This is a genomic window from Bacteroides sp. AR29, assembly GCF_900217715.1.
In the GTDB taxonomy this organism is placed as follows: Bacteria; Bacteroidota; Bacteroidia; order Bacteroidales; family Bacteroidaceae; genus Bacteroides; species Bacteroides uniformis.
The window spans coordinates 255607-279659 of sequence record NZ_OBMS01000002.1; the positions used below are offsets into that span (position 1 = coordinate 255607).

Here is a 24053-nt window from a genome sequence, read left to right on the forward strand (position 1 = left end):
AAATAGTGAATTGTACATGTCTTTATTCTTCGTAGAGCAGGTAGGGCTTGCGCTGTACCTTGAATTTCTCTACGTCGTCTTTCCATCTTGCCTTGATTTCTTCGGCGCTCTTCCCTTCCTTTATCATTTTGCGCACGTAGTCGGTGCCTATCAACAGTTCGAAGAAGGAACGGAAGAAATGGTCGTCCATGTTCAGATTCCGGTAAGCGTCTATCACGTAACTCAAGTCAATACCGCGTTTCCAGATTTCCTCGTCGCTCATGTTGCTCAGGTTCACGCCGTGGCAAAGCTTGCCCAGCTGGGGCGGATTCTTGGCTCCGGGAACACTGCGCGGGGTGAAGCTGTAGCTGTAGCCCGTCATGTTGGGATGCCCGTAGACCTGGAAGGGGAGGTCGGTTCCTCTTCCCAGACTGACCGGAGTGGCCTCGAAATAGCAGGTCGAGGGGTACAGATAGATGGACTTCATGTTCGGCAGATTGGGGGACGGGGGAATCGGCAGCTTGTATAGGGTCCGGTGCGTATAGTTCTTGCAGGGAATGACGGTCAGGTCGCAAGTGCGTGACGCCGGCAACCAGCGTTCGCCGTTTACCATCAGGCCCAGTTCGCCCAGCGTCATGCCGTGCACCACGGGAATCGGCAGCCAACCTACACCGGATTTATATTTCATGTCCAGTATCGGGCCGTCCACGTAGTGTCCGTTCGGATTGGGGCGGTCCAGTATCAGCACCTTGCGGTTGTATTCTGCACAAGCGTCCATCAGCCGGCACATAGAGGCATAATAAGTATAGAATCTTAGGCCTACATCCTGGATGTCTACCACAAGGATATCGAACTTGCGCATGGATGTTTCGCTTGGTTTTCCGGATTTCCCGTCGTACAGCGAGAGGATAGGTACTCCGGTCTTCTTGTCTACCGAGCTGGACACGTGTTCGCCTGCGTCGGCATCTCCTCTGAAACCGTGTTCAGGGGAGAAAATGGCTACTACATTGAACTTGTTTTCCAGCAGAATGTCCAGCAGATGCTTGTCTCCTATCATTCCTGTATGATTGGAGAATATGGCAATTCGTTTATCTTTTAGGATTGGAAAATACTCGGAAGTCTGTTCATCACCTAAAATAATTCGTTCTTCTTGTGCCCGGCACAGTAAAGAACTACATAGCACAAAGGCTAAAAGCAGCAGTTTCTTCATAATAGTATTATTAAGGAGGACGTTGTTTGCAACAAAGATACGTTTTATTTTAATATCAAAAACACTTATTTGGGTATTTTTAGTATTATCAATCATAATTTGCAAATAGTCAACTGTTCACCTTATTAAATAATGGTTGAACTGCATCAGTTGCCTACGGAAATACTTTTTATAAAAAGAGTGAGGGCCAAGTTTGCCCTCACTTTGGTACAATCGGTGGGAGTGCCGGTTCATTCTTCTATTCTTACCAGATGATAAAGTGTTCCCCGGTTCGATTTCTTGTTGAGGATGTCCAGCTTGCGGAGCGTGCGCCCGAAAGCTGCTATCCGGTTGATGGCCAACTTATCCCTCGTTTTCTGTTGCAGGTCGTTGAAAATCTGCATGGCTGTGAGCCATTCGCCTTCTTCGCTCTCCTCCGCGCCACGGAAATGGCAAAGGAAAAGTTCTTCCAATGGGTCTACCCGCTCGAATTCCCGGTTGTACTCCTTTACGATTGCTTCGTCAGTGTCGTCCAGCCAGTAGCGTTCACCCTTCATGATGTCGTGCATGGCTTGGGCATAGAGCTGGTGATAATTGATAGTGACGTTTGTCTGGATAGGACCGGTCACTTCGATGCAGATGAAACGGCGACTTCCCGACGGGTCGGTCAGCAGGTCTTTCAGATTGCTGGTCCCGATGAAGGAGGCATAGCGGCGCATTTCCTGAATAGTGGTACCGTAGGGCTTTCGCAGGTTGGCAACCGGTTTTTGCAGGAGGTGCTTCAAGAAGCCTTGCTGATTGGCGTTTATCTGGTCGAATTCGTCGATGTTAATCAGAAAAAAGCGGCCAAGGCTGCGCTCCGCTTCCTGCTTGCTCTTGAAGTCGATACTGTCGGTGTAGCCGAAACGCAGTTCCGGTGGCAATAGGATACGGCAGAAAGTACTTTTGCGGTAACCTTGCGGACCTACGAGCAGGGGCGAGGTATTGTTGCCGTGCTGTTTGTCGATTCCCCGCCAATGTGCCACCATGCCAAGAAACCACCGGTAGAACAGTTCCCTCCAGTGGGGATTGTGGCAGGGCACGAGGTCGGCCAATGCGCGGATGCGGTCTTTGCCGTCCCAGCGTCCGGTGTTATAGAGATATTCTTCGATGGGGTTGTATAGCGGCACGTAGTCCGAAGACAGGAAGCGGGTGATGTCGCGGTCCCACACACGTACTCCCTCTTTCAGTGCCTTCATGGCGATGCTGCTGCGTACGCGCTGGTCGGCAGGTTGGAAGTAGAAGTGGATGGAGTCGCGCTGCCGGTATTCCAAGTCGCCAAGCACGGTGTTGTAGCGGAATTCGTAGCGGCGTTTCATGAACTCCTCCAGCCGGAAAGCTGTTTCCTGGTCTTTGTTCAGGCTGCTGCGGGTGCCGAAGCCTTTCAATTCCCCGTAAAGGTTATGCAGCGTCAGGCGTACAAGGGGTTCGTCTGCCTCCCGGTAGTAGTGCATCAGTGTCTGGCGCACCGCTTCTTCTTCAGGAATGCCGGCTTTGAAGCAATGTTCGGCAAGGCGGGACAGCAGCGGGCGCAGGTCGTCGCCCCGTCGCCAGTTGTCCAAATCGCGGAAGGCGCGGTCGAGGGCGGCCTCGAAGAGCAGGTTGCATGTGTCCGCCACTTCGTAGCCGGGAGTCATTCTCAGCAACGGATTGCTTTCCTGCTGTTTCCGTTGGCGGTAGTTGTCTTCCGAGGGCAGGGCGCAGGGCTGTTCCAGGCAGAAGGCCACGGCGGTGGGGCTATAATAGGGCTGTTCGTCCACGGTCATCCGGCAGCTTTGTAGGAGTGAAGGAGCCCGGAGGGTGATGGGGAAAGGGAGAAGGGGTTGGTAGCACTTCACTGCCAGGCGGTAGGCGTGGGCGTGGAATAAGGCGATATCGTCTTCATTCTTTGGAAGCCCTCCGTCGGGCAGGGTGAAGCGTACCCATATTTTGGCGCTTCGTCCGCTGGAGCCACAGAAGGCGGCAAAGGTTTGCGGCAGCAGGGCGGCTTGTTGTTTCACCAGTTCGGCTTCGGCCACCCCGGCCAGATTGTTTACTTCCAGTAGTACCAGCCCGTTGTAGGTCTTTATCCGGTGTTCTCCTGCTTTGGTGCGGGTCATTTCTACGGCGGGATAGAGACGCGGCAGTCTGTCGATATGCTCATATCGGGCGTTGGTCCCTTTCAAATGCGGGATGATGTTACGCAGCTCCGTAATGTATCCGGTCTTGTTCTCTGTTTTCAGCTTTTCCATCAACATGTCCGTTTCTTGTGTGCTGACGGCCTCTTTTCCGCTTTCGCGTTCCTCTCTGATCAGTGTGATTTTCATTCTTTATCGTGTATGTAATATTCTTGTAAAGATACGCCGGGAAAGGGGGGGATACAAGCTTTTCAAGGATTATTTTCCGATTGGCTTCTTTTTTGGGGTGGAATGTCTATATGTTTCTTTTATAAAAGGTGTTTGTTTCTTTGCTTATCCCCATAGTTTTGTCTATTTTTACACCAGAGTTTATGAACAGTCCACTAAAGTGGTCTTTCTTGTTCATATTAGTGAACGGAGCAGCTCACTACAGTGAACGGTTCTGCTCACGGGCTGGGCTGTGATATAACCTTTGTACTTCAACAGACTGCGTACGTACTTCGCACGTGTTCCGTGCAGTGCTTTATCGTATAATGTAACCCTTTAACGCAGTTTGAACTATGGCTATTTTGTTTGATTGGTACGAGAATCCGGACTCGTACGACAAATCTCCGGAAGATAAAATCCTTCATCCCCGTCTCCGCCTAAATGGGAGCAGGTCTACCGATGAATTGCGGCGGGACATCCAGGCACGTTGCTCATTGACAGAAACCGATGTGACGGCTGTGCTTGATGCTGTGTCGCACGTCATGGGCAGGGAACTTGCCGAAGGAAGGCAGGTGCATCTCGACGGCATCGGCTACTTTCGCGTGTCGCTCACCACGATCGAACCGGTAGTGGCTGCTACCAAGCGTAAGTTGACGAAGGTGAAGATGGCGGGTGTGAAATTTCGTGCCGACCAAAAACTGAAAAATGAAATTGGTACCATCAAGGCAAAGGCTTTGAAGGCAAACGAGCATTCGGCTAAACTGACGGATAAAGAGATAGACCGTCGGCTGACCAACTATTTCGCCACTCGCCCTTTTATGACACGGAATGACTTTCAAAGCGTTTGCGGCATGATGCGTACTACTGCCATGCGGCATATCCGTCGGCTGCGCACCGAAGGAAAGTTGAAGAATGAGGGAACAATGCTGCAACCGATTTATGTACCCGTTTCAGGATATTACGGTAAGAATGAGTGACTTATAACTTTGAACGAAGAAATCTTGTGGTGAGGGCAAATTTTGCCCTCACTTTTTAAATTTGCTCTCACCCACCTCTTGAATGCCGATGAATAGGGCGATGCGTGCGAAAGGTGAGGGTGGTGAGGGTGGATGTGTGAAATTTAGTTTAGTTTGATGGGCGGCTGAATATGGGTATTCCCATACGGTGTATATGTTCCAAAAGGTCGGCATTCTTTAATTTGCCATAGATGGAAAGGTCTACGCTGTAAGGCAAAAGCAGGTCGTCGATTTCATCGGAAAGGCTGCTTAAAGTATTATACGTAAGTCTGTCTCCCATCAGCGTGATGTCTATGTCGGAAAAAGGCTTGAAATTTCCTTTGGCTCGTGAGCCGTACAAAACAGCCTGCTCTATTTCTTCATGTTTCCGGAAGAGATTGCATAGCTTTTCCAGTTCATTGTCGGTCAATCCGTACATAGCTCAATCGAATAAGGATGGTGTATTCAAGGATTGCATTTTCTCTTCAGAGACTACATCGTTGTCATGATTGTGCGATGTCAGATTTCGGGCTTCTATAGTCTCCGTCCATTGCTTGTCATCAATCAATCCCATTTCAAGGGCTTTGCGTATGGCATCACGGGAGCTGCGGATGTCGGTATACCCCTGATATTCTGCATAGTCCTTCATCACTTTCCAGGCCAGTTCGTGGGTATATTCAAAACGCTGTATCCATCGTATGTCTTGCTGTACCATGATAGCTGTCTGTTTTTAAGTAAGCAAATATAAGCTTCTTTTGTGTAACGAGCAAATGGATGGGGGCTTTTTCGTGAAAGCTGTCTGGGGCTATTTTGGAGAAAGGCTGTTTTTAGGTGTGGAATAAGTTCCTGAATTTGTTGAGCCGATGTCGAAATAGTTATATATGTATGTTCTGGTTCCACATGCATTTATGAAATCAACCGTTACGCAAACTCGTTCAATTTCATGACTGTTCCGACTGCTGAAAGTAGTGAAATAATATCCTTGCATGTCTACCTCCCAATCGCAGTCAACACTCCAATGAAAATCATGCGCACCTTCAGGAATAGGATTCAATCCGCATTCACCTCCGCTTTGTGACAGATAGCCATATATAATGTCATGGTCATTTTCTTGTATTCCTGATACATTGAAAGTAATTGGTTTGGAAAACTGAACAGTGTATTCCTTTGTGTGTACTATTGCGGTTAAGGTCGTATAAATGGAACTGCCTCCGGGTGTCCCTAAATTATTCAGGGTGATAGCAGGTGATGCCTGATTTAATTGCGAATATAAATCGTTGCCAACAATCCAATCCACTGTTGCTTTTGTGGGAAAATTCTTGATACTGAATGTCCCGTTGTCACAGATTACGTCAGGGCCAATCAGTTGCATTGATGTCTTAGATACACTCAAAGGTAGCTCATTGGTAAAATTATCGGTTTGATTTTTATATTTGTAGCTCACTTTGACACTTGCGTTACCGGGTTGGTCGGTACGATTGTTACCGTAGAGCTGTTCTGACCACTTACTATCTTAATATTCTTCCCGGTCCAATAAAATGTATGTGCCTTGCTGTCATTGATGGAATATATGTATTCTTTATATTGTTCAATATTTCTGTAGCCATCTATTTGAGGACCCATATTGGGAAAACTGATATTGCTTTTCCGAGCCATGAAATACTCTTTTGCTCCGATAGAATTTATGTAGAAATCATGGACTTCTACTCCGACATCGCTGTTCTTGAAGGCTTGCTTTGATTTCAAATTTATTTGGAATTTGCTTTGTGTAACAGATGCACTTTGAGAGATTTCAGCGAATAGATTTTTATCGTAAGTCCACTTTATGCCCGTATCTTTGTTTATGGGATAATTGCACCAAAGTGTTATCGTATCTCCCAATTCAAATGTTGAAGGGGCATTGATTGGCATAGGTTTCATTTTGACATTGATGTTTCTTAGATCTGCGGTAAGTTCGATTGTACTTTTTTCAGGACGTACCATCAGGGTAGAATTACTACCTGCTTTAGTCCATAATACATTTATTGGAAAATGGTTTTTTACTGCTGGAATTTGGGTTACCCATGTACTCTCGAATCGTTCTTGGTAGTTTGTTTTGAATCGTGCTTCTCCACCGACTGCTGAAATTCTTATACCTACAGATTGTTTTTGTATAGGAATACTTAAATCATAAGTGTAGTAACCATCACCAACATAGGGGTTCATTTCGCCCGTAATAGTACCGCTTATGTAGGAAGCACGTGTTGTGACATCAGAATAGAAATCCTTATCTTGTAACTCGTCTGTTTGTTCTTCTTTGTTGCAACTACTATTGATGAAGCAGATTAGTAGTACGAAAAATATGTTCTTCTTTTTCATGATATGTTTCTTGTTAGTATGTTATGAACGAAGGGAAAGTATATGATATTGATTTATGGTTCCTTTTAGAAGGTGCTATTCGTGTTTCTATACACCTTTTAAAGGGAATAACAAAAGCGTCCATACATTTGTATTTAGATACATGGAATGTATGAACGCTTTAATTAAATCCAAACGAGGTACAGCGCGATATGCTGTTTTTAGTTGATTACCAACCCGGATTCTGCTTCATGTTTTTATTTAGGGTCAACTGTGTAGTTGGAATCGGGTAGAAATAATGTTTGGCTTCATAAGTACGGATTTGTGCATCGGAGGCATCTATATATCCGTTCTTGGTCGCTTCTTCACAGTTAGGCACATTGCTTACGTTGGCGCCCAACATGGTGTTCGGGTACTTGGTTGAATCCAATTTGTCGAGCTGGTGCCAACGGATTAAATCCCAATATCGGTACCAGTTATCCATAATCAGTTCGCAACGGCGACAGCGGCGTATCTCCCAAATCAGATTGCTTACTCCCATATTATTGGCAGGATCGGCATCTGGAGTAGTTGTCATAGCCGGCAGGCCGGCACGAGCCTGAAGCTTGTTTATGGAGTTGTTGAGATCGTCTTGTGTGAGAGAACCCATTTCGGCTTTGGCTTCTGCAAAGTTCAGATAAATAACTGAAATCCAATAGAGCGGGCAGTCGGTGTATTGGTAGCCGATGTTGTTTCGGTCGCTAACACTCAATTCTTCGGGGTTATCATACTTGGCGATGCCATAACCGGTCGATGTGGTGAAGGCTGCTACACCGGCACGGCTGTAGGCGTGGCCTCTGAAAGAAAGTACCGGGTCAAGAATTTCGGACAGGCGCTTGTCGCGTACGGCCAAAACCTCTCTTATAGAGTAATTTTTGTCTGCATCCAATACGGCTGCATCGTCCTTGTTTTTCGAGGTTGTTGCCAACGGTTTTCCATCAAGGAAAAGGAAACTGTCGAATGCGTCCTTTGAAATGCCGTGCGTACCACTTGTATTGATTGTGTAGTCAATGGTGGAGTGCCTTAACGAACTTTGTGCATAAGGCTTGTAGAAAATCATTTCCGGATTGCTTGCCAGGCTGACAGAATTATAGTTGGCTTTGTAACTGTTACTTAGAGAGTAGTTTTTGGCCATAAGATATTCGCAGGCTGATACACATTCTTGCAAGTATTTGTTGGCGCGGCTCTCATCAGCGGCTTTGCCATTCTCAGCTTGAGTGCGATATTTGCAGTATGTACCTTCATATAAGGTGATGTCTGCTTTCATGGCATATGCCATGTCGGTGCTGAAACGTTGCCGATTGCTGTTTGCGGTAATGTGTTCGCACGCATAATTGATGTCTGCCAGCACATGGTCCATCACTTCATCCCGGTCGGTGCGTGGTCCGTAGAGGGCTTCGTTGTCGGCTGGGTCGATAACTTTGTCTATCCATTGAACATCGCCGTACATACGGACCAACTGATAGTATTCCCACGCACGGTTCATGCGTGCAAGACCTTCATAGTGGGCCTTTGTTGCTTCATCAAGAGAGGAAGACTGTACACCGGCAATGATATAGTTGGCGCGTCGGATTTCTGTGAAAGGGGCTGACCAGTTTGTGGAAGATGCGACCACGTTAGTGTAAGTCCAGTTATGGCTTTCTGCATCTACCTGGTCATCGCTTATTGTTTTGAAGTAGAACCATCCTCCACTGGCTCCGTTGCCAAAGCCGGTAAAGTTGTTATAAAAAGTATTGCACTGATTATCCAAATTATCGGTGTTGCTCCAGTATGCCGGAGTATTCGTGAAGGTATCCAAGGGGGATTTGTCCAGCAAATCGTTGCAACCGGTTAACATCGCCAGCGCTGTGACCCCATATATAAATAATTTCTTCATTGTTCTTAAGTTTTTGAGGTTGTTATAATGTTACCTGGACTCCAAATGAGAATGTGCGTGTAATAGGAGCTATACGTCCCCATCCACCAGCTGTAAGTCCATTGCCTGTACTGATTTCGGGGTCGACTGGAAGGTCATTCCCTTTGTGGAGCAGAAAGAGGTTGCTGCCACTGAAGTAGATACGTGCTTTCTCAATGTAGGCTTTGCGTGTCCACTCTTTCGGAAGGGTATATCCCACAGTTACGTTCTTCAGACGAAGATAGGACATGTCTGTCAAATAGCGGGATTGGGGATAGTAGTTGTTGCAGCCGTTAGCTATACCGGATACGGTACCTCCACTATTATTTGTACCACGATAAAGACGTGGATAACGGTTCCCTTGATTTACCTCATAACCGGTAATGGCGGTATAGTCTGAATTCCAAAGCACTTTGTTATAGCTTGTTTGGTGGGAATAGATGGCTACGTCGGCATGTACCATGGCGGGAAGGTTTAGGGAAGAAGTCGTCCAGTCCTCACGTTTGCCTACACCTTGGAAGTAGAGGTCAAGGTCGATACCTTTCCACGCTCCGCCTAAATGGAAGCTGTATTCGTAGCGTGGCATAGAGTTTCCGATGACTTTCAAATCGCCGTGGTCGTCTGCTGTGCCTTTTCCACCGTCAATCTTGCCATTGCCGTCCAAATCCTTGAACTTGACGTCTCCCGGGCCGTAATGGAAATTACCGGATTCCAGTCCTGCCTGGCTTGCAATGCCGTTTGCATAATTCCATGAGCCGTCTGCATTTTGGCTGGTGAAGTCTTTTTCCTCGAAGTAACGGTCGGTTTCAAAACCGAAAATGTCACCGTAGGTTTTACCGGTGTAATAGGTGCTGAGCAGTTTGGAATCATTGTCCCACTTTGTTACTTTAGTCTTGGAGTCACCGATGTTGAAGTTGGCATATACGTCGAAGTCGCCGAAGGTATGGCGCCAGTTCAAGTTCAACTCCCATCCACGTGTACGTAAGGTACCGGCATTTTCATAAGGAGCAGAAGCACCCAGAGTGTTCGGCAATACTTGTGCCGGTGCCAGCATGTCACGATTCTCACGTTGGAACCAGTCGAAACCTATAGTCAGTTCGTCATTCAAGAGACCCAGGTCAAGACCTATATTGAGGGTGCGGATACGCTCCCAGGTCAAAGTACTTGATACCAAATCCGGCATGTTATACATGGTCAGGAGATTAGCGTTGGCATTATTGTTTTCAATCCAATAGATATAGCCGGTACTTTTATTGTTCAACCGTTGGCTTATTAATTGTTCGAACATGTAGTCGCCCACAGCCTCGTTGCCGATTTCGCCAAAAGAAGCACGCAACTTACCATTGCTGACAATATGTTTCAGTGGGGCGAAGTAGGCTTCTTCGGAGAAGCGGTAGCCGATGGATGCAGAAGGGAAGAAGGCCCACTGGTCGGTATGGGGGAAACGGGAAGAACCGTCGTAACGTCCGTTCAGTTCCAATAAATAAATGCCTTTGTAGTCATAATTGATACGGCCGAAATAACCGGCAGAAGCGCGGGATGTATGATTCCAACTCAAATCTTGTCCATCCTTGCCAGCCATATTCAGTTCGGGGTATCCCTCTTGATCGTACATCACATTGCGGGTACCATACAGATATTTGTATTCCTCTTCTTCTGCGTTGACACCTGCCATTACATTCAGGTTGTGTTTTTTGGCAAATGTTTTGGTATAGTTTACGTATGCGTTGGCCGTCCATGTGTTCTGTTTGGAAAAGTCTCTCCAGATACCGCTATTGCCTTTAGTGACGATGTAAGAGGGTACCGGTTTCCCGCTCCAATTGATGCCGTAAACGGAGTTGTCCTGCGAACCGCTGTTCATATTCTGAATGGCATATGTAAAGTCTGCATTAAGGGTCAGTCCTTTAACGATTTCAGCTTTCAAGAAGGTGTTCATACGGGTCAGGTCTGTTGTCACTTCACGATCGGCAGCTTGCTTCTGCATGGCCATGACGCGTGTGTCATAGCCGTCGATTGTGCCCGAAGGAATGAAATAAGAACCCCAACGCCACAAATATTGGTAGGTGTTGGCCCATGTGTCCGGGCGTTTATAGTTCTTACGACTATAGTTGATGCGTGCACCCACCTGTAGCCAGTCGTAAACATTAGTGGTGACATTGACTGAGGCATTGTACTTTTTTAGTTCGTCCGGGTGAATCTTCATCTGTCCTTGCTTTTCGTTGTAGCCGAAAGATAGGTAGTAATTGGTCTTACCAGATGTTCCTTGTATAGAAACATTGTGGCTCATGGAAGGAGCAGCTTTGTTGAAGTAGATGTCCTGTACATCCCAGTCAGCATAATAAAAAGGAGTGCCGTCCAATACGATATAGTCACCCACGTTACTATCGCTTTGGTAGAGGTTCATAGGACGGTAGCCGGTCTTGCCGCCGTTCTGTTGCTGCCACTTTTCGGCGTAAGGTAACAATTTGTCGAAATACATACCGAACAATTCAGGCATACCGGCACCACCGTTCATACTGGCTTCGATACCCATCTTTAATTGTGTGGGTACATCGGGATAGTCCGGCAGGTAAGTAGCTTGATCCCATGCAAAATTGTTGCTGTAATTGATGGTAACCTTTTCGCTAGGCTTTGCGCTCTTGGTATTGATTAGAATCACACCGAAAGCGGCGCGCGTTCCATAAATGGAGGAAGCGGAAGCGTCCTTCAGTACGGAAATATTTTCGATGTCTTGCGTATCGAGGAAAGAAATGTCATCCATCGGAACGCCGTCCACTACAATGAGTGGATTGCTGACTTCTCCATTACTCAATGTCCCCAAACCACGTATACGCATGGAGGCTGTCTCGTCGATGGCACCACTTGTGGTGAGAATGCTTAGTCCCGGAACAGCCCCTTGCAATGCTTTGGCTACATCTTGTTGTGGACGACCTGCCATTGTCTTGTTTAAGTCCACTGTAGAAACTGCTCCTGTCAAGTTAGCCTTCTTTTGTACACCGTAGCCTACTACTACTACTTCATCCAGCATCTCGGTATCTTCTTTCAGAGTTATTCTCATCGTTTTGGCTGCCTTCACTTCTTGTGTCTGATAGCCCACAAATGATATTTTTAGTGTTGCTCCCGGTGTTACGGTCAATGTAAACTTACCGTTTAGGTCGGTAATTCCGCCGTTGGTAGTCCCTTTTTCTACTACGCTGGCACCGATAATCGGTTCGCCGGCTGCATCGACAACTAAACCGCTGATGGTGATAGCTTGTAATTGTTCTGTTACACCAAGCGATTTATCAGGATTGGCTTGTGCAGCCATCACGTTGCCGCTACTTAATAACAGTGAGCTGATTGCCACTGCTGTGAGGAGTTTGCTATGTGTTAGTCCTCGTTTTTTGTGATCTTCATTCATAAATGATTGATGATTTGTTGTTAATTAAATACTTCTTAAATTTAGGGTAAGGGTAACAAGAGCCAAATAGTGGAGACTATTCAACTTGCAGGATTGTTTCTTTTTCCATAGGCATTTTCTCTTTTTAAAGGTTCATAACTTTATATTATCTCTTGTTTTCCTATTTGTTTGCCAAGTCCAGACGGAACTTGGAATTCAGTCAGATAGTATCTTATTATTAGTCTGTTATCGTCTTGTTTTGACTAAAACACGGTTGCGTTGGAAAAGTGGGAATACTTTGTTGGATGATTGAAGACATGAGCAAAAGGGAGATGTATGGCCAGCAAAATGATTTTTTCTTGAAATAGCCTTGGAAAGATTAAAAAAAGCTATATATTTGTATTCAATTCTGAAACTAACTACCTATGAAACTAATTGCAGAAAGTGGTTCTACGAGAACAGAATGGGCGCTGGTTGAAGATAATCGTCTGATACAGCGAGCCTTCACAGAGGGCTTAAATCCTTTCTTTCAAACGAGAAGAGAGATTAGCCGAAGTGTGCGGTTAGGATTACCCGAGCATTTTTTCAAAAGGAAATTGGAACAAGTCTATTATTATGGTGCCGGATGTACTTCTTATGAAAAGAAAAATGTATTGGGAGCTTCATTGGTAGCACAATTCAAAACTCCAATTCAGGTAGAGAGTGATTTGCTGGCAGCTGCACGTGGCTTGTTCAAATGCGAGGCCGGCATTGCTTGTATTTTGGGAACCGGCTCAAACTCATGTTTTTATGATGGGAAAATCGTTGTAAAGAATGTCCGGGCAGGAGGTTACATCCTGGGGGATGAGGGTAGTGGTGCTGTATTGGGCAAAATGTTTTTGTCTGATGTACTGAAAGGTTTGGCTCCTAAAGATGTAACGGCGGATTTCTTTGAGAAGTTCCGTATAAGCCCGAATGAGGTTATGGAATCTGTGTATAACCGCCCGTTCCCCAATCGCTTTTTGTCTACTATATCTTATTTTTTGGCAGATTATACCAATGATGACTATGTATTTGAGCTGATTACCGGTAATCTGAGAAATTTCTTTACTCGTAATGTCTGCCAATATGACTACAAAAATTATCCTATTCGTTTTGTGGGTTCATTGGCTTACAGCTACGCGACCATTTTGCGGGAAGTTGCCCGTGAATTTGGCATCGAACTGGAAATCATTGAAGAAACACCAATGAATGGTCTGATTGAATTCCATTCTTTAAATATAGAAGAACCTTAAATTCTTTATATAATAAGGTGTATAACCTCCTTTTTGCAAATGTATGAATATAAAGTTAAATAAATGCAAAGGAATGTTCTTGATATTAAATAATAATGTATCTTTGTTAGGACGAAATGAACGAATCATTTCTCACCTTTGTTAATAACGAGTTTTTTATCTCTTAAAACAACCAATAGAGTTAAGTAATTAACAAAATTTTAGCCTTATATAATATATAACTAAGTTCCGTCTGGACTTGGGGCTCCAAACTAAATAAATAGAAAAAAAGAGAGATAATATAAAAGTTATGAACCTTTAAATAAAGCTATAGTAAATAAATAGAAAAAAAGAGAGATAATATAAAAGTTATGAACCTTTAAATAAAGAAAATGCCTATGAGAAATTAAAGAAATCTTCGGAAATGGTCTGACAATTCCGAACTATATGATTCCCTTATCCTAATTTTGAAAAACTGGTTTAATTAACAAAATCATCAATCACTTATGAATGAAGATCGCAAAAAACGAGGACTTGCCAATGGTAAGTTCTTTACGGCGGTGGCAATCTGTGCTCTGTTTTTAGGCAGTGGCAACGTGATGGCTGCCCAAACAGCATCCGACGACTCACAAGGAGTACAAGAACAGATGCAATCTATCTCTGTGACTGTCACAGTTGTAGATACAAAAGGTGAACCTATTATTGGCGCCAATGTCATTGAGAAAGGTACGACCAATGGTGGTATTACGGATTTGGATGGAGTTTCCAAATTAAATGTAAAGCCCGGTGCTATTCTGCAAGTATCATTTGTGGGATATACTACTCAAGAAGTCAAGGCAACTTCGGTAATGAAGGTTGTTTTGAAAGATGATACGGAATTGTTGGATGAAGTTGTCGTAGTAGGTTATGGTGCACAGAAAAAGGTGAACCTGACCGGTGCGGTGGCTTCCGTGGATGTGAACAAAACAATTGATAGCCGTCCTATCACGGATATAGGCCGTGCCTTGCAGGGGGCGGTACCGGGATTGACCATTACTACTAACTCCGGTGAGATAGGTGGTGCGCCTACTATCAAGATTCGTGGTAGTATCGGTTCTCCGAATGGTGACTCCAAACCGTTGATTCTGGTAGATAATGTGGAAGTAACGGATATTTCTATGGTGAATCCGGACGATATTGAAAGTATTTCTGTATTGAAAGACGCCGCTTCTGCTTCTATTTACGGTGCCCGTGGTGCATTTGGCGTATTGCTGATTACCACAAAATCAAGAAGTAAACATGAACGTCTCTCTGTAAAATATACCAATAACTTTGCATGGCGTACGCCGACCAAGACACCCGAACAACTTCCGGGATGGCAGCAGGCTGATATTAACTTGCAAGGTGTAATCAATCAGACTAAGGGGTCTACCGCATTTTATAACGTAGTGGGTAATATGCGTGTGGATGCTACACATGTGCAGAAAATGAAGGATTACTGGGACAAATATGGCTATGGTGACCAGTTTGGCCGTGAGATGGAATTGGGTCGTGACTTTGAGTTCCGCGATGGCGGTATGTTCTTTATCCGTACTTGGGACTGGTATGATGAATACATCAAGGACTGGGCTCCGCAGCAGAACCATAGCCTTTCTATCAACGGTGGCAACGGAAAGACTAATTACAATATCGCTTTGGGATATCTGAGCCAGGATGGTATGATGAAAGTCAATTCGGACAACTATAAGCGTTACAATGCCAATATCTCTTTGAACTCTGAATTAAACAAATATGTGTCTATCCGTACAGGTGTCATGTTCACCCGTTCTGACTACGACAAGCCATTCAACTATAATACTGATCTTTACGACCCGATGTACTATCTGTATCGTTGGCAGCCGATGATGCCTTACGGTACTTTTGAAGGCAAGGAGTTCCGTAACGCCTTGACCGAACAGAAAAGTGCTCCTATTACCACAAAAGAACGTGAGTATCTGCGTTTGACAGGTGGTGCAACTATCAAGCCTATCAAAGATTTAACACTGGATATAGATGTTGCTTATAGCAGCGTGGAAAATCGCTATAAGAAGTATGGTACACCGAGCTTGACCAGTGGTTATGAAATCTTCACTGCCCGTCCGTCTGTTGAGGCATTACGTGATTCTTATGGCAGTTATCTATCTGCTGCTACTTATGATTATGTATATCAGGAAACCGGACGCACGGAGAATCTGACAGCCAATTTCGTGGCAACTTATGCCAAACGCTGGGGAGATCATGATTTTAAGGCAATGGCAGGTTCCAGCCTTGAAAAGAGCGAATATGAATATTACTGGGCGCAACGCAAAGGTCTGCTCGACCCCGCAAAACCGGAATTGAATCTGGCTACAGGTGACCAGACTACAAGCTCCTCGCATACTTGGTGGTCTGTAGCAGGCTTCTTCGGACGTCTTAATTATTCTTATAAAGACCGATATATGTTGGAACTGAACGGCCGTTATGACGGTTCCTCCCGTTTCCCCTCTGGGAATCGTTTCGGTTTCTTCCCATCCATGTCTGCCGGTTACCGTATTTCTGAAGAACCGTTCATGCAGTCACTGAAGCCTTATCTGAGTACGTTGAAGATTCGCGGCTCTTGGGGTATGATTGGTAACCAGGATGTAGGTACCGACCGTTATATCTCCACTCTGTCCACTTCTGTAGACAGTTGGATTATCGATGGAAAGAAAGTACAGTCAACACAAAAACCGACTATTGTGTCTTCAACCCTTACTTGGGAGAAGGTTACTACACTTGACCTTGGCTTGGATGCCCGTTTCTTCAATGACGCTTTGGGAGTAACGTTTGATTGGTATAACCGTACTACCAGTGATATTTTGACTACTGCCAACCTACCTGCCACATTGGGTGCTGACGCTCCATATGAAAATATGGGTACTATCCAGACCAAAGGATGGGAACTTGCCATTGACTATCGCCATACCTTCAAGAATGGTCTGCACTTTGGCGTGACGGCTTCTGTTGCCGATGACAAGACTGAAGTAACCAAGTGGACGTATAATACAAAGATTCCTTCTTATGGAGCTACCGGCTGGTGGGATAAGAGTGCTTATAAAGAAGGTATGGTTTTGGGAGATATCTGGGGCTTGCAGTTCGACCGTTTCTTGACGGAAGATGACTTTAATGCTGACGGTTCTTTGAAAGCCGGTTTGCCCGACCAGACTAAAGTATTCCCTGCCGGTTATCAATTTGCTCCCGGTGATGTGCTTTATAAAGACCTCGACAACAACGGTGAAATCGTAAAACAGACCAATACAAATGACAAGGGTGACCTTAGTGTTATAGGTAACGCCCTGCCGCGTTTACAGTTTGGTTTGAATCTGGATGCTGCTTGGAAAGGCTTTGATATAAGCATGTTCTTCCAGGGGGTAGCCAAAAGAAAACTTTGGGCGGCAGGTAACCAGGTATTACCAGGCTTTACTACCGGTGAACCCTTCTACAAAGGTGCTGAGGATTATTGGACTCCCGAAAACACAGATGCTTTCTATCCCCGTCCGATGGATTACAAGCAGTCTGCTTCGGGTAACTATAGCGTGAATGACCGCTATTTGCTGAATATGGCTTATCTGCGTCTGAAGACGTTTACTGTAGGATATTCTCTTCCTAAGGTTTGGTTGAGTAAATTCAAAGTGCAAGGTTTGCGTGTTTATTTCACTGGTGAAAACCTTTTCACCATCGACGGTGTGAAACCTGCTATCGATCCGGAAATAGGAATACGTACGGCCAGTGGTAAGAGTGACCAGCGTAACTTTGGCCGTAGCTATCCATACCAGAAGACAGTGTCGTTCGGTATTCAGCTTAGTTTATAATCTAATAGTAATTGCAGTTATGAAAAAGAAAAATTTATTATACATCGTTTGTGCGTTGGCAATGGGCTCGCTCTGCGGTTGCGACGATTTTTTGAATAAAGACCCGCAGGACAAGCAGACCAATGACACTTATTGGCAGACTGAAACTTCTTTGCGTACTTATGCGCAAGACTTCTATTCTTCCTACTTTACAGGATATGGTACCGACTATACTGTTTTTGCCGGTTATTTCTCTGGAGATGACTATACGGATGATTTTATCAATCTGAATAATGCAAATACAAACGGTTCAGGATATATTTATTTCTCCACTTCTGCCACTACGGACTGGAATAGCCAGACAGGAACTTGGTCGGGCAATTATAGTGTTATTTATAAAGCCAATGTCATGCTTGAGAAGATTCCCGGAATGAATATTTCGGACGAAGCCAAGAGACACTGGGAAGGTATTGCACGCTATTTCCGTGCAATGGCCTATAGTACGCTGGCAAAGTATTATGGCGGTGTTCCTTACTACGATAAGGTGACAGACCCGGCAGACCCGGCTCTTTATAAAGACCGTGATTCTTATTTGTATGTAGCGCAGAAGATACAAGAGGATTTTCAATATGCATTGGATAATGTACGTACGGATGATACGAAGCGCCAAGTCAACAAATATGTGGTTGGTGCGTATATGTCACGCGAAATGCTGTATCATGCCACATGGCTGAAGTATCACGGTACTACTGTAGGTCCTACTTCAGAGAAGGTGGCGGATGGTGATATTAAGAACTTACTGCAAGGAGCCATTAATGGTGCAGAGGTAGTGATGAACTCTGGTATCTATTCAATAGGCAATACCTATAATGCTTTGTTTACTACGGACGATTTGGCTAACAATCCGGAAGTCATCTGGTATCGTGAATATACAAGCGGTTTGCAGTGTAATGCTTTGATGTCCTACAATGGTCCGGAAGATCAGACTCAGGGTGGTGTTACGCAAGATGTAATCAACACTTATCTTTGTAGTGACGGTTTGCCGATAGGTCAGTCTCCGCTGTATCAAGGTAAGGAAGACCCGAGTATTCAGAAGTCATTTCAAGACCGTGACCCGCGTTTGTATCAAACAGTTGCCGACAGTCTTCGTATCATGAGCGCCATGGGGACAAATTATACCGAAGGTACATCACCAACGGGATATCCTACCAAAAAGTTCTTGAACGACGAGTGGTGGGTGGCTGGTCTGGATTATTGTACCGGTAGATTAAGTCCGGCTGATGCGCCGTGCATCCGCTATGCGGAAGTATTGCTGAACTATGTAGAGGCGCGTTATGAGATTGCCCAAGTGGGTGGTAACGCTTTCACTCAGAGTGACCTTGACAAGTCTATCAATGAACTCCGTGACCGTCAGCTGACGAAGTGGGGAGATACTGAAGCCAAGACAATGCCGAAAGTTCAACTGAATGGCGGCAACTTGAGTGTGAATGGAGTTGTTATCAATGACCCTGCCCGTGACCCTGATGTCAATCCGGTTTTGTGGGAAATCCGTCGTGAGCGTCGTATTGAGTTGATTATGGAAGGCCGTCGTGGTGAAGACCTCCGTCGTTGGGCCAAGTTTGAATACTTAAACTCAGAAGATGCAAATGGTTATCCTGCCATGTCTTTCCTGGGTGCTTATGTCAATATGGCCGATTATCCGGAAATATCTTCAAAAGATGATTCCGGCAAGAGAGTGCTCTATCTGTTCGACCCGGAGAATCCGGGTAATGAGGATACTGAAAAAGGGTATATTTATTATCTTCGTGAAAAGGAACTTCGTATATTCAAGGCTGGTGAATTGAATTCGGAACGCTACTATTTGCGTGCCATACCGGCTGCACAGCTGACTATTTATGAGAATAAAGGTCAGGTGTTGACTCAGAACCCAGGCTGGTAATACCATAAAGTGGATTATAAAAATAAGGGATGTCATTTCTAGGACATCCCTTATTTTTTATTCATTGTTCTCTTACAGTGCCTTTTCCTTAATCAGGTATTCTGCAATCTGCACCGCATTCAGTGCAGCGCCTTTCTTAATCTGGTCGCCCACAATCCAGAACGTCAATCCGTTTTCGTTGCTGAGGTCCTTGCGGATACGGCCTACGTAAACCGGGTCTTTGCCCGCGAGGAACAACGGCATGGGGTATTCCTTTTCTGCCGGGTTGTCCATCAACACCAGTCCGTCGCCTTTGGCAAATGCTTCGCGGGCTTCTTCGATGGAGATGGGACGCTCGGTTTCTACCCAGATGCTTTCGGAGTGGGAGCGGAGAGCGGGAACACGTACGCAGGTAGCACTGACTTTTACGTCAGAGTGCATAATCTTACGGGTCTCGTTGAACATCTTCATCTCCTCTTTGGTATAGCCGTTTTCGGTGAATACGTCGATTTGCGGAATGAGGTTGAATGCCAGCTGGTAAGCGAATTTCTCAACGGTTACGGGTTCGCCTGCCAATACCTGGCGGTACTGCTCGTACAACTCATCCATGGCAGCGGCGCCGGCACCACTGGCAGCCTGATAGGTAGAAACGTGTACGGTCTTTATATGGGAAAGCTGTTCGATGGCTTTCAGTGCCACTACCATTTGGATAGTAGTACAGTTGGGGTTGGCGATGATGCCGAGAGGACGTTCTTTGGCGTCGGCGGCATTCACTTCGGGCACTACCAAAGGTACATTGTCGTCCATACGGTAAGCGCTGGAATTGTCAATCATCACTGCTCCGTACTTGGTAATGGTTTCGGCAAATTCTTTGGAGGTGCCTGCGCCTGCGGAAGTGAAAGCGATATCAACCCCTTTAAAGTCATCATTGTGTTGCAAGAGTTTCACCTCGATCTGTTTACCGCGGAAGGTATATTTGGTTCCGGCACTGCGTTTAGAACCGAACAATACTAACTCGTCCAACGGGAAATTTCTTTCATCGAGCACTCGCAGGAACTCTTGTCCCACGGCTCCGCTTGCTCCAACAATAGCTACTTTCATTTTTCTTTTGTTTTAAATTAAGTTTATAAAAAAGTGAAATACTATCTCTAAAAAGATAGAATTGGTCGCAAATTTATAACAAAATGCTGTATAACACCGCATAAAGTGAAAAGTTTTTCGTTATTTTGCATTCAAAACCTAAAACTTATAGCCTATGGATTGGTTTGACTTCAGCTTGAAACTTCCCATCACCGACCCTACATGGATATTCCTCCTTGTACTCCTCATTATATTGTTTGCTCCCATATTGTTGAATAAGCTTCGTATTCCGCACATTATCGGAATGATACTGGCGGGGCTTGTCATTGGGGAGCATGGTTTCAATATCTTGGTGCGTGACAGCAGTTTTGAGCTTTTCGGCAAAGTGGGTTTGTATTACATCATGTTCCTTGCCGGTCTGGAAATGAATATGGGGGACTTCAAACAGAACCGGGGCAAAGCGCTTGTTCTGGGGCTCTTGGCTTTTATTGTGCCCATAGGCATAGGCTTGGTAACGAATATAGCTTTGTTGAAGTACGGGGTACTGACCTCTGTCCTACTGGCAAGTATGTATGCATCGCATACACTGGTGGCCTATCCCATCGTGATTCGTTACGGTGTGTCGCAGCATCGCAGTGTGAGTATTGCAGTGGGGGGGACGGCGGTTACGGATACACTCACTTTGCTGGTCCTGGCCGTTGTGGGTGGTATGTTCAAGGGGGAGTCGGACGGCTTCTTCTGGGTATGGCTTGTCATAAAGGTTATCTTCCTGGGTATTTTGATTGTATATCTGTTTCCACGCATAGGCCGTTGGTTCTTCCGGAGGTACGATGACAACGTGATGCAGTTCATATTTGTGCTTGCCATGGTTTTCCTCGGAGCCGGATTGATGGAGTTTGTGGGGATGGAAGGTATCCTGGGTGCTTTCCTTGCAGGTTTGGTTTTGAACCGGCTGATTCCGCATGTCTCTCCGTTGATGAACCATCTGGAGTTTGTGGGCAACGCCTTGTTTATTCCCTATTTCCTGATAGGTGTGGGTATGCTGATTGATGTGCACGTGATTTTCGGTCATGGCGATGCTCTGAAAGTAGCGGCTGTAATGATTGTGGTGGCATTGGCAGGTAAATGGATTGCCTGCTGGCTGACGCAGAAAATATATAAGATGGGAGGGATTGAACGGGAGCTGATGTACGGATTGAGCAATGCACAAGCAGCGGCAACGCTGGCGGCTGTGTTGGTGGGATACAACATCATTCTGCCCAATGGGGAACGCTTGCTGAACGATGATGTTTTGAATGGTACTGTCCTGCTGATTCTTGTAACTTGCATTGTGAGCTCGTTCATTACGGAGCGTGCCGCACGGAAGATTGCCATGGAGGAGGCGCATCTGGAAGAAAACCGCTCCGTGGAAGCGGAGAAGATATTGATTCCGATAGCCAACCCCGATACGATTGAAGACTTGATAAATCTTTCTTTGGTGATACGCGACCCGAAGCAACGGGATAATCTGTTGGCACTGAATGTCATCAACGATGATAGTAGCTCTGAAAGTGCCGAACTACGCGGGAAACGCTATCTGGAAAAGGCTGCCATGATAACGGCCTCGGCAGATGTGCCGTTGAGGCAAATCACGCGTTACGACTTGAATATCGCTTCGGGCATTATCCATACAGCAAAAGAATATGCGGCAACGGATGTCGTTATAGGTCTGCACCGTAAAGTCAATATTGTGGATTCATTCTTCGGTATGCTGACGGAGAATCTGCTGAAGGGCTTGCATCGCGAGGTGATGGTTTCCAAGTTCCTGATGCCCATTAACACAATTAGGCGGGTGATTGTGGCGGTACCTCCGAAAGCCGAGTATGAGGCGGGATTCCTGAAGTGGGTGGAACATTTCTGCCGGTTGGGGAGTACTTTGGGCTGTCGGGTGCATTTTTATGCCAATGAAGAGACTACCGCCCATCTTCAAGGGCTGGTGAAAGCCAAATATGGACAGACATTGACAGACTTTTCCCGCCTGGACGACTGGGGAGACCTGCTGATACTGACCGGACAAGTGAATTTCGACCATCTGCTGGTCATCATCAGCGCCCGCCGCGGCTCCATCTCCTATGACAGCTCCTTCGAGAAGCTACCGGCACAAATCAGCAAGTACTTTGCAAATAACAGCCTGATAGTACTCTATCCCGACCAACTGGGCGAGCCGCAGGATGCGGTATCCTTCTCCAACCCGCGTGGCAACAACGAGTCGCAGCACTACGAGAAGGTAGGCAAATGGTTCTATAAATGGTTCAAGAAGAATTGACGATTGACAATTGATAATTGACAAAAATCTGTGTAAATCCGTGTAATCTGTGGTGAAAATGGAAGATTGGCAACAACGAACGCAACTTTTATTAGGAGATGAAAAAATGGAACGCCTGCGCCGGGCACATGTACTTGTCGTAGGACTGGGTGGTGTAGGTGCTTATGCGGCCGAGATGATATGCCGTGCCGGAGTGGGGCGGATGACGATTGTCGATGCCGATACCGTGCAGCCTACGAATATAAACCGTCAGTTGCCGGCTCTGCATTCTACCCTGGGGCAAAAGAAGGCGGAGATATTGGCATCACGTTTCAGGGACATTAATCCGGCTCTGGAACTGAGAGTGTTGCCCGTATTCTTGAAAGATGAGAACATACCGGAACTGCTGGATGATGCGGCTTATGACTTTGTGGTGGATGCCATCGATACGCTTGCTCCAAAATGCCACTTGATAGCGGAAAGCATGAAGCGGCATATCAAGATAGTGTCCAGCATGGGGGCAGGAGCAAAGAGTGACATTTCGCAAGTGCGCTTTGCCGATATCTGGGATACCTATCATTGCGGGTTGAGCAAGGCTGTGCGTAAGCGTCTGCAAAAAATGGGCATAAAGCGGAAACTTCCAGTTGTTTTCAGCACCGAACAGGCTGATCCGAATGCCGTTTTGCTGACGGACGACGAGATGAACAAGAAGTCCACCTGTGGAACAGTGAGCTACATGCCCGCAGTTTTTGGCTGCTATTTGGCCGAATATGTAATTAAAAGACTATAGTAATAGCACTTGAAAGAAAACTATCAAATAGTAAATAGTAAATTGTCAAATTGTAAATAGCCTAGTGATTCATTTAGAGAATATAACGAAGAGTTTCGGTAACCTGCAAGTGTTGCGGGGTATTGACCTGGAGATAGAGAAAGGGGAGATTGTCAGCATTGTAGGCCCCAGTGGAGCGGGTAAAACTACCTTGCTGCAAATCATGGGTACGTTGGATATGCCGGATGGCGGTTCGGTGGTTATTGACGGTACACAAGTCAACCGTATGAGGGAGAAGGAACTTTCCGCATTCCGCAACCGCCATATCGGCTTTGTGTTCCAGTTCCATCAACTGCTGCCGGAGTTTACGGCTTTGGAGAATGTAATGATACCAGCCTTCATTGCCGGAAGAGGACAGCAGGAAGCCAAGGAGGCGGCTACGGAAATTCTTGAATTCATGGGGCTTGCCGAACGGGCCTCCCACAAGCCGAATGAGTTGTCGGGAGGTGAGAAGCAGCGTGTGGCGGTGGCCCGTGCTCTCATCAATCATCCAGCAGTGGTGCTGGCAGATGAACCTTCCGGCAGCTTGGATACCCATAATAAGGAAGAACTGCACCAGCTCTTTTTTGATTTACGTAACCGTTTCGGACAAACGTTTGTTATCGTAACCCATGATGAAGGACTGGCGCAGCTCACCGACCGGACGATACATCTGATTGACGGGGAAATCAATAAAATGGTCTGAGC

At 45.8% G+C, this 24053-nt stretch carries 16 protein-coding genes; 7 read left to right on the plus strand and 9 right to left on the minus strand.

Features of this window, described 5'->3' with window-relative positions; all coding sequences use genetic code 11:
* Positions 1 to 22: 22 nt before the first annotated feature.
* Complete coding sequence (locus CSD97_RS00850; protein WP_098031837.1) at positions 23 to 1189, minus strand: DUF1343 domain-containing protein; 1167 nt, start codon at positions 1187 to 1189, stop codon at positions 23 to 25.
* Between the two features lie 230 nt (positions 1190 to 1419).
* Positions 1420 to 3513 (minus strand): BT4734/BF3469 family protein, encoded by a 2094-nt coding sequence (locus CSD97_RS00855; RefSeq protein ID WP_098031838.1) that lies wholly within the window; start codon positions 3511 to 3513, stop codon positions 1420 to 1422.
* 371 nt (positions 3514 to 3884) lie between these two features.
* Between CSD97_RS00855 and CSD97_RS00860 the strand changes: the two genes are divergently transcribed.
* Entirely contained in the window at positions 3885 to 4508 is a 624-nt protein-coding gene (locus CSD97_RS00860; protein ID WP_005824951.1) for an HU family DNA-binding protein, read from the plus strand.
* A gap of 148 nt (positions 4509 to 4656) precedes the next feature.
* Here the strand turns inward: CSD97_RS00860 and CSD97_RS00865 are convergent, their stop codons facing one another.
* The 6 genes from CSD97_RS00865 to CSD97_RS00885 all read right to left on the minus strand — a co-directional run bounded on the left by CSD97_RS00865 (position 4657) and on the right by CSD97_RS00885 (position 12196).
* Positions 4657 to 4965, minus strand: coding sequence for a nucleotidyltransferase domain-containing protein (locus CSD97_RS00865; protein WP_005824948.1), 309 nt, complete (start codon positions 4963 to 4965; stop codon positions 4657 to 4659).
* A 3-nt stretch (positions 4966 to 4968) separates the two neighbouring features.
* Positions 4969 to 5241 carry an HI0074 family nucleotidyltransferase substrate-binding subunit gene (locus tag CSD97_RS00870; RefSeq protein ID WP_005824947.1) on the minus strand — a complete coding sequence of 91 codons (273 nt, stop codon included), beginning with the start codon at positions 5239 to 5241 and terminating at the stop codon, positions 4969 to 4971.
* 90 nt (positions 5242 to 5331) lie between these two features.
* Positions 5332 to 5970 (minus strand): hypothetical protein, encoded by a 639-nt coding sequence (locus tag CSD97_RS18985; RefSeq protein WP_244284004.1) that lies wholly within the window; start codon positions 5968 to 5970, stop codon positions 5332 to 5334.
* Entirely contained in the window at positions 5967 to 6884 is a 918-nt protein-coding gene (locus CSD97_RS18990; protein WP_244284005.1) for a hypothetical protein, read from the minus strand. Before CSD97_RS18990 ends, CSD97_RS18985 begins: the two co-directional genes overlap by 4 nt.
* Before the next feature lie 208 nt (positions 6885 to 7092).
* A complete protein-coding gene (locus tag CSD97_RS00880) occupies positions 7093 to 8778 on the minus strand; it encodes a RagB/SusD family nutrient uptake outer membrane protein (RefSeq protein ID WP_098031839.1) in 1686 nt (561 codons plus the stop codon).
* A 22-nt stretch (positions 8779 to 8800) separates the two neighbouring features.
* Positions 8801 to 12196: a TonB-dependent receptor gene (locus tag CSD97_RS00885; protein ID WP_005834692.1), complete on the minus strand. Its 3396-nt coding sequence runs from the start codon at positions 12194 to 12196 to the stop codon at positions 8801 to 8803.
* Between the two features lie 404 nt (positions 12197 to 12600).
* Here CSD97_RS00885 and CSD97_RS00890 point away from each other — a divergent pair, with 404 nt between their 5' ends.
* The 3 genes from CSD97_RS00890 (at position 12601) to CSD97_RS00900 (ending at position 19194) form a co-directional block, all read left to right on the plus strand.
* On the plus strand, positions 12601 to 13449 hold the full coding sequence (locus CSD97_RS00890) for a hypothetical protein (protein WP_005824933.1): 849 nt from the start codon (positions 12601 to 12603) through the stop codon (positions 13447 to 13449).
* Positions 13450 to 13934: 485 nt separating this feature from the next.
* Positions 13935 to 17276, plus strand: coding sequence for a TonB-dependent receptor (locus CSD97_RS00895; RefSeq protein ID WP_009037763.1), 3342 nt, complete (start codon positions 13935 to 13937; stop codon positions 17274 to 17276).
* A gap of 19 nt (positions 17277 to 17295) precedes the next feature.
* Entirely contained in the window at positions 17296 to 19194 is a 1899-nt protein-coding gene (locus CSD97_RS00900; protein ID WP_005834695.1) for a RagB/SusD family nutrient uptake outer membrane protein, read from the plus strand.
* A gap of 72 nt (positions 19195 to 19266) precedes the next feature.
* Here the strand turns inward: CSD97_RS00900 and CSD97_RS00905 are convergent, their stop codons facing one another.
* A complete protein-coding gene (locus CSD97_RS00905) occupies positions 19267 to 20274 on the minus strand; it encodes an aspartate-semialdehyde dehydrogenase (protein WP_009037764.1) in 1008 nt (335 codons plus the stop codon).
* Between the two features lie 154 nt (positions 20275 to 20428).
* Here CSD97_RS00905 and CSD97_RS00910 point away from each other — a divergent pair, with 154 nt between their 5' ends.
* The 3 genes from CSD97_RS00910 to CSD97_RS00920 all read left to right on the plus strand — a co-directional run bounded on the left by CSD97_RS00910 (position 20429) and on the right by CSD97_RS00920 (position 24051).
* Positions 20429 to 22558: a cation:proton antiporter gene (locus CSD97_RS00910; protein ID WP_098031840.1), complete on the plus strand. Its 2130-nt coding sequence runs from the start codon at positions 20429 to 20431 to the stop codon at positions 22556 to 22558.
* Positions 22559 to 22616: 58 nt separating this feature from the next.
* Positions 22617 to 23327, plus strand: coding sequence for a tRNA threonylcarbamoyladenosine dehydratase (locus CSD97_RS00915; protein ID WP_005834703.1), 711 nt, complete (start codon positions 22617 to 22619; stop codon positions 23325 to 23327).
* Positions 23328 to 23391: 64 nt separating this feature from the next.
* Positions 23392 to 24051: an ABC transporter ATP-binding protein gene (locus tag CSD97_RS00920; protein WP_008662818.1), complete on the plus strand. Its 660-nt coding sequence runs from the start codon at positions 23392 to 23394 to the stop codon at positions 24049 to 24051.
* Positions 24052 to 24053 lie beyond the last annotated feature (2 nt).

What these genes read in the sequence shown, in the direction of transcription:
- CSD97_RS00850 (WP_098031837.1), bottom strand. Translation starts at nt 1,189, where the DNA reads ATGAAGAAACTGCTGCTTTTAGCCTTTGTGCTATGTAGTTCTTTACTG.
- CSD97_RS00855 (WP_098031838.1), bottom strand. Translation starts at nt 3,513, where the DNA reads ATGAAAATCACACTGATCAGAGAGGAACGCGAAAGCGGAAAAGAGGCC.
- CSD97_RS00860 (WP_005824951.1), top strand. Translation starts at nt 3,885, where the DNA reads ATGGCTATTTTGTTTGATTGGTACGAGAATCCGGACTCGTACGACAAA.
- CSD97_RS00865 (WP_005824948.1), bottom strand. Translation starts at nt 4,965, where the DNA reads ATGTACGGATTGACCGACAATGAACTGGAAAAGCTATGCAATCTCTTC.
- CSD97_RS00870 (WP_005824947.1), bottom strand. Translation starts at nt 5,241, where the DNA reads ATGGTACAGCAAGACATACGATGGATACAGCGTTTTGAATATACCCAC.
- CSD97_RS18990 (WP_244284005.1), bottom strand. Translation starts at nt 6,884, where the DNA reads ATGAAAAAGAAGAACATATTTTTCGTACTACTAATCTGCTTCATCAAT.
- CSD97_RS00880 (WP_098031839.1), bottom strand. Translation starts at nt 8,778, where the DNA reads ATGAAGAAATTATTTATATATGGGGTCACAGCGCTGGCGATGTTAACC.
- CSD97_RS00885 (WP_005834692.1), bottom strand. Translation starts at nt 12,196, where the DNA reads ATGAATGAAGATCACAAAAAACGAGGACTAACACATAGCAAACTCCTC.
- CSD97_RS00890 (WP_005824933.1), top strand. Translation starts at nt 12,601, where the DNA reads ATGAAACTAATTGCAGAAAGTGGTTCTACGAGAACAGAATGGGCGCTG.
- CSD97_RS00895 (WP_009037763.1), top strand. Translation starts at nt 13,935, where the DNA reads ATGAATGAAGATCGCAAAAAACGAGGACTTGCCAATGGTAAGTTCTTT.
- CSD97_RS00900 (WP_005834695.1), top strand. Translation starts at nt 17,296, where the DNA reads ATGAAAAAGAAAAATTTATTATACATCGTTTGTGCGTTGGCAATGGGC.
- CSD97_RS00905 (WP_009037764.1), bottom strand. Translation starts at nt 20,274, where the DNA reads ATGAAAGTAGCTATTGTTGGAGCAAGCGGAGCCGTGGGACAAGAGTTC.
- CSD97_RS00910 (WP_098031840.1), top strand. Translation starts at nt 20,429, where the DNA reads ATGGATTGGTTTGACTTCAGCTTGAAACTTCCCATCACCGACCCTACA.
- CSD97_RS00915 (WP_005834703.1), top strand. Translation starts at nt 22,617, where the DNA reads ATGGAAGATTGGCAACAACGAACGCAACTTTTATTAGGAGATGAAAAA.